Source organism: Halococcus sp. IIIV-5B (assembly GCF_003602035.1).
GTDB lineage: Archaea > Halobacteriota > Halobacteria > Halobacteriales > Halococcaceae > Halococcus > Halococcus salsus.
In genome coordinates, this window is the sequence record NZ_QZWE01000056.1 from 1 (window position 1) to 7289 (window position 7289).

A 7289-nucleotide genomic window follows, 5' to 3' on the forward strand; every position below is an offset into this window, starting at 1 on the left:
CACCCACCCCGACCACGTGGGTGGCGTCGCCGCCTACGCCGACGACGCGACGATCTGGGCCCACGCCGGCTACGTCGAGCGCTTCGAGCGCGCGACCGGGGTGACGCCCGACCGCGTCGTCCGGCCGGGAACGACCATCGAAACCGACGCCGGCACGGTCGCGGTGGACTCGATGCCCGGCCACGCCCCCGACCACCTCGTGCTCGCGGTCGACGGCGACCGCCTCGTTGGCGACCTCGCGGTCGCGACGGGGAGCGTCGTGGTGGGTCGCGACGACGGGGATATGCGGGCGTACCTCACCGCACTTCGACGGCTCCATGCCCGGGACCCGAATCGGCTCTATCCGGGTCACGGTCCGGTCATCGACGACCCACGGGCCACGCTCGAACGACTGATCCGGCATCGACTCCGGCGTGAACGACGGATCGTAGAAGCGGTTCGTGCGGGCGCGCGGACGCTCGACGAGGTCACGGACGCCGTCTACGAGAAGGACATCTCAGGGGTGCGTCGGTTGGCGACGGAGACGGTCGGGGCCCATCTCGAAAAGCTCGCGGTCGAAGGGGCCGTCGCGTGGGACGGCGAACGCGCGAACGCACAGTAGAATCCTGACACCGGTTTGAGACCGACTGGTCGCTACTTGATGAACTCGTTGTTGCGCCAGTCGACGCCCTTGCTCGCCGCCGGGCCCTCGGTCGGGTCCTCGACGACTTCGAGCGAGGCGGGCCGCTCCTCGCCGTCGACGATCCGCGTCGCCTTGAGTTCGCCGTTGCGGGCGGCGATCGCCGTGAGGGTGCCCTTCTCGGCGATCCGCGCGATCTCACAGAGCACCTCGAACATCGGGTATTGGACCGCGGTGTTCTGGAGGACGGTCTCGCGGTCGCCCTTGAAGCAGGCGTACTCGACGAGTTCGGAGGGCGGGAGTTCGTCCTCCTCGCCCGGCGCGCTCCCCCATCGGGGGCCGCCGGCGGGTGGTTTCTGTTCTTCGAGCGGCTCCTCGTAGACCCGGTTCTCGGTCACGCTGGCCTTCAGCTGGGCCGTCGGGGTGTACTTGCTGATGGTGTCGTCGGCGGCGACGGCGCTGACGATCAGCGTGTTGTTTCGGCGGGTGAAGTCGATGGAGTCGATCTCCTCGGGGAGATCGGGATTATCGAGGAAGTCATGGACGTCTTCGAGGGGCAGTTCGAGCGTCGAGTGGAGTTGGAATACACAGTCATCGGTCATGCTATCACCGGCAGTCGGGCCTGCTGCCGACGGTGCCCGTCTACCCTTGCATACGCATCCCGCACATATATTCCCTGTCCTTCGCGCGCTCGGCGGACGCGGGTCACTCGCCGGCCAGCGTGGCTTCGAGCTCGCCACGCTGGTCGAGTTCGGCGAGCACGTCGCTGCCGCCGACGAACTCCCCGTCGACGTAGGCCTGTGGGGTCGTCGTCCAGCCGCTGTGGGCTTCGAGCGCCGTCCGATATTCGTCGATCGATTCGAGCACGTCGACGGTCTCGAACTCGTCGCGGTACTGGCTCATGAGCGTGACCGCGCGGTCGGAGTAGCCACACTGGGGCATGAGCTCGTTGCCTTTCATGAACAGCACCACGTCGTTCTCCTCGATGGCGCTGTCGACCCGTTCGGTGACCTCGTCCTGGCTGAGACCGGTCGGGGGTTGGAACGTCACACGGAGGTATAGGACCCGGTTGGACAAAGATGTTGTGACGGTTACAGAGTTCGGAGCGTGAAAACTAGTGGGAGAGTGAGAGGGGTGCCGCGGCCCGCGACGCCGACCTGTGGCTCAATCGTCCGCCGGGGCGGTGGTCGTAGCGTCGTCCTCGATGCTCGGCGGGTACTGCCCGCGGTCGATCGTGAGGTCCGAGAGCGGTCGCGCCATGCAGGTCAGCGCGTACTCCTCGGCCTCCTCCCCGGTGAGCCCGCGGGCGGCGGGTTGGGTCACCTCGCCCTCGACGATCCGCGCCGAGCACGCGAGGCACATCCCGACCCGACACGAGTACTCCTGGGCCAGCCCCTCCTCGATACAGCGGCTCAGGATCGTCTGTTTGTCGGAGACGGTGATGGTCTCGTCGGTGGTCACGAACTCGACGGTGTACTCGGCCATGCCCCCCAAACGCGGACCCGGGTGAAATCAGTTGCTGTCGGTCGGCGGTCGCTTTGGAGAAGAGTTTTCCACCCTCCCCGCCACCACCCGGGCATGACCACCTACGAACCCGATGTCGCCGTCGTCGGCGCGGGAACCAGCGGGTGTTACGCCGCGGCGACCATCGCACGGGTAGGCTACGACGTCGTCATCGTCGAGCGCAAATCGCCGGAGGAAGCCGGCCACATCGCCTGTGGCGACGCGCTCAAGGGCGCTGACGCCTTCCCCGAGGCGATCCCCAAGTCCCAGATCGAACCCGCCATCACGAACACCGTGGTCGACCACGGCCGGTTCGAGATCCCACAGGAGGACGCCGTCCTCGATATTCCCGTCCCCGGCGAACTCGGTGTCATCGACCGCCTGAAGTTCGGCAAGCTCCTCATCGAGGGGGCGGAGAAGGCCGGCGTCGAGTTCCACTACGACACGGTCGTGAACGACGTCCACCAGAACGCGGACGGTCGCGTGACCGGCCTCGCGGGTAGACGGCAGGGCGAGGCGGCCGAGTACGACCCCGAGATCGTGATCGACGCCGCGGGCGCGCTCTCGTTGCTTCAGGACAAAGCCGACCTCTCGAACGCGACCTTCGACACCGACGTCAACTACTCGCAGTTCTCCTCGGCCTACCGCGAGGTCGTCGAGGTTCCCGAACCCGTCGAGTGGAACGACGCACTGGTGTTCAAGCCCACCGAACGCGCCGCGGGCTACCTCTGGTACTTCCCGCGAACCAGCACCGAGATCAACGTCGGGCTCGGGTTCCAGATGACCGAGGAACCGATGAAACTGGTCGAGTCGCTGAAACGCGACCTCCGCGACCGCCCCGAGTTCAAGGGCGCGAAAGTCAAGGACAAACTCGGCGCGGCGCTCCCGACCCGCCGACCCTACGACTCGGCGGTCGCCCCCGGTTTCATCGCGATCGGCGACGCCGCAGGCCACGTCAACCCCACGACCGGCGGCGGGATCGCGGGCGCGGCCTACGGCGGGGAGTACGCCGCCGAGGCGGCGATCGAGGCCATCGAGGACGGCGACACGAGCGAGGCCGCCCTCTGGGAGTACAACGAGCGCGTCATGGACCACTTCGGCGGCCGGTACGCGGGGCTCGACATCTACAACATCTTCGTCGGCGCGGTGGGGATGGGCAATCTCACTGGCCTGCTCGCGTCCCTCCCGGCCGAGAAGCTCTCCGACGCGCTCTACTCCGGGAGCGCCGACATCAGCCTGCCGCTCGCGCTCCGCACGGCGGTCAAGAGCTTCGGCCACTGGGGGACGGTGCTCGACCTCTACAAGACCAAGACGCAGGCCGACCGTCTGCTCGACCACTACGAGGAGTATCCCGACGATCCAGAGGCGTTCGAGGCCTGGCAGGCCCAGCGCGATGGGCTGATGGACGTCATCTACGCGACGGCGGGTGCCGAGGCGAAGTACTGAGCTATCGCAGGCCGCACGGTCGGCGGACCGCCAGCCTACCACTCCAGATCGAACGCCATCGTCTCCTCGCCGTCGGTCGCGGCTTCGTACTCCGCTCGAAGGACCGTGAACCGATGCTGATCGGTCACGGTGCCGTCGGGCCGGGACGAGTGTTGGCGCAGCAGCCCCTCGTGTTGCCCGCCGTACTTCGAGACGTATTTCTCGATCATCCGCCGGGACGGACGGTTGTCGGCGGCACACGTCGTGTAGTAGGCGTCGAGGTCGTAGCGCTCGAAGCTGAGTTCGACGAACACCGATGCGCGTTCGAGGCCGTACTCGCGTCCCCAGTAGCGCTCCGCGAGCACGATGTCCAATCCGGCGCGGCGCTCCTCCCACTCGGGACCGTACGCGGTGGTCCCGACGATCTCGTGGTCGGCCTTCCGCCGGAGGAGATACCGCGCCTCGTCGTGTTCCTCCCATCGCCGTTCGGCGCGATCGAGGAACGCCATTACCTGGTCGAGGCGTCGAAAACGGAACCACGGCATGTGCTCGGTCGCCGCGCCCTGCCAGTCGTCGCGGGTGACGAACGTGTAGAACTCGAAGGGGTCGACGGTGTCGTGATCGAACCGTTCGAAGACCAGTCGCTCCGTCTCGATTCGCGTCGGAAAGAGTGTCGGTGTCATGGCTACTCGACCGCGCGATACCGGAACCCCGCCGACGTCAATCGAGCTGTTCGGCCGCGTCGCGCTCGACGAGCGGCGTCGCGTTGACTTCTGGGAGGGTGACCACGTCCTCGGCCGAGAGGTGGTAGGTCTGTTCGTCGACGCCGAAGACCTCGCCGACGTCCTGGGTGATCCGGACGGTCGTGCGGTCGGTGTCGGGGTTCGGCGTCTCGCCACCCGCGTCGTCCGCGCCGGCCGGCGCACGGTCCGCGGCGGTGGACGTCTCACCCGACTCGCTGGTGGGCTTCGGTGACTGCCCGCCCATCGCATCCGCCACGCTGACACCCTCGTCGGCCGTCGCAGCCTCTCCACCGACCTCGCTCCCGGCGGGCTGGTTCCCGACGGCTTCGTTCTCGGCAGGCTCGGCTCCCACGTCCACTGGGTCGATGGTTTCTGCGGGGTCCGCTTGTTCCCCGGGTTCCACCGATTCGGTCGCCGCCGCTGTGTCGGGTGTGTCGCTGGCGGCTGGTTCGCTATCTGGTTCGGTGGCCGAGTCGGTGACGTCGACCGACCCGCCGGTCGCGCGGTCGCCGGCGAGCACGTCGTCGAGGACGTGTTCACGGTTCGATTCGATCGCGTTCACGAGGGTCTCGAAGAGGTCGCGCTCCTCGTCGGTGAGGCCGTCGGTCTCGGCGGGCATCCCGGCGGCCGCGAGGCTCGCGAGTTTGACGAGTTTCCCGACCCGACGCTCGTAGACCGCCTCGACGGTGTTCTCGGCGGCCTTGATGTCGTCGGTCAGTCGACGGACTTCGGGGGCGTCGAACGGGTCGTCCGACGCCGCGGCGGCGCGTTCGCGCTCGGTTCTGAGCTCGGCGACGAACGAACCGACGTCGGCGTAGAAGTCGTCGTGGAGATGCTGGAGGCTATCGCGCTGGCGTTCCTTGCTCCGTGCCGACTGGAGGTCCCCGAGATCCATACTATGCTTCCTCGCCCTTCTCGGCGCGGCCGCGTGCCATCAGGAACACGCCCGCGTATTCACGAACTCGATGTGTGCCCGCCGGGAGTGTAAAGCTGTCGCCCCCGAGTTCGACCTGCGATTCCTCCTCGACCTCGACCGATATTTCCTGGTTCCGAAAGGTGTCCGGGACCGCGTCGGTCAGGGGGTCGAACGCCTCGATCGCGTCGCGGTCGAGCCGTCTGACACATAGCCCGCTCCCGCCGTGGAGACTTCCTGGGAGTCGAATCAGACGGTTGGTGTCCGTCGTGACGGGTTCGTCGATCGGCGCGTTGTCCGCCGCGACCACCTCCGGGATCAGCTGGCGTGAGAGCGAGTAGAACGCCGGATGAACGTCGATGTTGCCGGTCGCGATCTGGTCGTCGTTCGTGTGGGCGGCCCGGAGCGCGGCCGTCGCCTTTCCCTCGCCGATCCCATCGAACTCGCGGAGGCGCTCGACCGCGGCCTCGTCGTCCATCGCGACGAGGTCGTCGACGAACGACATGAGGTAGCGATGGGCGCGTGCGCTCCACCCGCCCTCCGTGCGGAGGGTGCGCTTCCTCGCCGGGCTCGCCCGTCCCGCCGTCCCGCCGACGGCCTCCTCGTGGATCACCCCTTCGAGGTCGAGCCCGATGCCGCGAACGTAGTCGACGATCTCCCGGCGGGCGTCGCTTTCGAGCGGCTGCACCGCCGGGTCGCGAACGTGGACGTGGTAACCCCGCCCGCCGGAGAACACGACCGTGAGGTCCTGAAAACCGAAGTCGTCTTCCAGAAAGTCGAGCAATCGAAGCAGCGCGGCTTTGCACTTCTCGAGCATTTCCCCGTAACTGTCGACGCCGAGTTCGACGGCCGGGAGGTGGTCGGCGTCGAGGTCGAAGACCAGGTCGGAGCCGACCCAGCCCTTCTCGCCCATCGACCCCGCAGCCGGGTCGTCGTACCGGCCCGCGGAGAAGTAGACGTGGCGCGGGCGTTCGCGCGCGAGGAACTTACCGAGGTCGCCGAGGTCGAGGGTCGACTTGTGCCGGACCATCGTGGTCCCGGGCCCCGACGTCCACGGGATGTACCCCCACTCGCGCGCATCGGCGTCGGGCGGGAGCACCGGCTCCGTCCGGCGGTAGTGGTCCCGAAATCGCCCCCGGAGATAGGCGCGCGTGCGCTCTTCCATCAGGTCCCTCGCTTCGAGAAACACCGGCATAATCCTACCGTCTCGCCACCGTCACGGGTTCCGATGTCGATCCTTCCGCTTCCGTTGCGCACATCGAGTACATCGGTTGTCACATCCCTCCGGTGGAACGCAGATTTTATCCGGAACAACAAAATTTAACACCGGTTGGCAGCACCATCTTCGCAGGAATGGGTGGACCACACGAGGGGCGCGAGCGGGACGTTGAGCCACGAGCGGGAACCGAACCGGACCCTTCGGAGCGAGCGGCGCTCTCACGGCGACGAGTGTTACAACTGAGTTCGCTTGGCATCGCCGGCGGGGTTCTGGCGACCCCGGCGGCGGCACAGTCGCTTTCGCGAACGCTCACCATCGCGAGCAACGGCGATCGGTTCTCGTACACGGTTTCTGTGAGCGGCGAGTTGGAGAAATCGAGCGCGAACGGCGCGAGCATCGACCCCAACGATACGATCTCGGGAAGCACGGCGACTGGGCAGGGTGGCGGTGGGGGTGTCGACAGCTACGAGTTCTCGGGCGAGATCGAATCGTTCGATTTCGACGGTGATGCGACAGTGACGCTGAATGGTAGCGAGATCGATCCGGATGGATACCCGGATAACGTACTTTCGGTAATCGGAACCGGCGACCCCACCGATTACCGCTTCTCGGTTTCGGGGTCGATTGAGAAGAGTCGTGCCAACGGCGGTACGCTCGGCGACGAAGACCAGATATCCGGAGGTACTGTCGAGGGCTATGTTTCCGGTGGCACTGATTCCTATGTATTCTCGGGCGAACTCAGGACCATTACTCTCGACGGGAACGCGACGGTCACACTGAACGGAAACGAAATCAACCCAGAAGACTACTCGAAAAACGTGCTTTCGGTGGTTGGGACCGGTAGCCCCACCGATTACCGCTTCTCGG

The 7289-nt window shown here is 66.6% G+C and carries 8 protein-coding genes and 1 pseudogene; 3 read left to right on the top strand and 6 right to left on the bottom strand.

The window, feature by feature from the left end; translation table 11 throughout:
• A partial coding sequence (locus D3261_RS19100; RefSeq protein WP_120075153.1) for an MBL fold metallo-hydrolase occupies positions 1-601 on the top strand: 601 nt, incomplete at its 5' end.
• A gap of 32 nt (positions 602-633) precedes the next feature.
• Here D3261_RS19100 and D3261_RS19105 read toward each other — a convergent pair.
• The 3 genes from D3261_RS19105 to D3261_RS19115 all read right to left on the bottom strand — a co-directional run bounded on the left by D3261_RS19105 (position 634) and on the right by D3261_RS19115 (position 2104).
• The gene (locus D3261_RS19105) at positions 634-1221 is read right to left on the bottom strand and encodes a hypothetical protein (protein WP_007693322.1); all 588 of its coding nucleotides are present in this window, start codon (positions 1219-1221) and stop codon (positions 634-636) included.
• Between the two features lie 103 nt (positions 1222-1324).
• Positions 1325-1669: a glutaredoxin gene (locus D3261_RS19110; protein ID WP_120075155.1), complete on the bottom strand. Its 345-nt coding sequence runs from the start codon at positions 1667-1669 to the stop codon at positions 1325-1327.
• Positions 1670-1783: 114 nt separating this feature from the next.
• Positions 1784-2104, bottom strand: coding sequence for a 2Fe-2S iron-sulfur cluster-binding protein (locus D3261_RS19115; protein ID WP_120075157.1), 321 nt, complete (start codon positions 2102-2104; stop codon positions 1784-1786).
• Positions 2105-2197: 93 nt separating this feature from the next.
• Between D3261_RS19115 and D3261_RS19120 the strand changes: the two genes are divergently transcribed.
• Entirely contained in the window at positions 2198-3568 is a 1371-nt protein-coding gene (locus D3261_RS19120; protein ID WP_120075159.1) for a geranylgeranyl reductase family protein, read from the top strand.
• 35 nt (positions 3569-3603) lie between these two features.
• On the opposite strand, the gene D3261_RS19125 is transcribed toward D3261_RS19120, so the two are convergent.
• From D3261_RS19125 to priS, 3 genes are read right to left on the bottom strand one after another with little or no spacing between them, the layout of a single operon-like run.
• Positions 3604-4230 (bottom strand): GNAT family N-acetyltransferase, encoded by a 627-nt coding sequence (locus tag D3261_RS19125; RefSeq protein ID WP_120075161.1) that lies wholly within the window; start codon positions 4228-4230, stop codon positions 3604-3606.
• Between the two features lie 37 nt (positions 4231-4267).
• Positions 4268-5185 carry a hypothetical protein gene (locus tag D3261_RS19130; protein WP_120075163.1) on the bottom strand — a complete coding sequence of 306 codons (918 nt, stop codon included), beginning with the start codon at positions 5183-5185 and terminating at the stop codon, positions 4268-4270.
• A 1-nt stretch (position 5186) separates the two neighbouring features.
• Positions 5187-6368 carry a DNA primase small subunit PriS gene (priS, locus tag D3261_RS19135; RefSeq protein ID WP_120075165.1) on the bottom strand — a complete coding sequence of 394 codons (1182 nt, stop codon included), beginning with the start codon at positions 6366-6368 and terminating at the stop codon, positions 5187-5189.
• Between the two features lie 407 nt (positions 6369-6775).
• On the opposite strand from priS, the pseudogene D3261_RS19140 reads away from it, so the two are divergent.
• A pseudogene (locus tag D3261_RS19140) lies at positions 6776-7289 on the top strand (hypothetical protein); the annotation flags it as partial.

What these genes read in the sequence shown, in the direction of transcription:
- D3261_RS19105 (WP_007693322.1), bottom strand. Translation starts at nt 1,221, where the DNA reads ATGACCGATGACTGTGTATTCCAACTCCACTCGACGCTCGAACTGCCC.
- D3261_RS19115 (WP_120075157.1), bottom strand. Translation starts at nt 2,104, where the DNA reads ATGGCCGAGTACACCGTCGAGTTCGTGACCACCGACGAGACCATCACC.
- D3261_RS19120 (WP_120075159.1), top strand. Translation starts at nt 2,198, where the DNA reads ATGACCACCTACGAACCCGATGTCGCCGTCGTCGGCGCGGGAACCAGC.
- D3261_RS19125 (WP_120075161.1), bottom strand. Translation starts at nt 4,230, where the DNA reads ATGACACCGACACTCTTTCCGACGCGAATCGAGACGGAGCGACTGGTC.
- D3261_RS19130 (WP_120075163.1), bottom strand. Translation starts at nt 5,185, where the DNA reads ATGGATCTCGGGGACCTCCAGTCGGCACGGAGCAAGGAACGCCAGCGC.
- priS (WP_120075165.1), bottom strand. Translation starts at nt 6,368, where the DNA reads ATGGAAGAGCGCACGCGCGCCTATCTCCGGGGGCGATTTCGGGACCAC.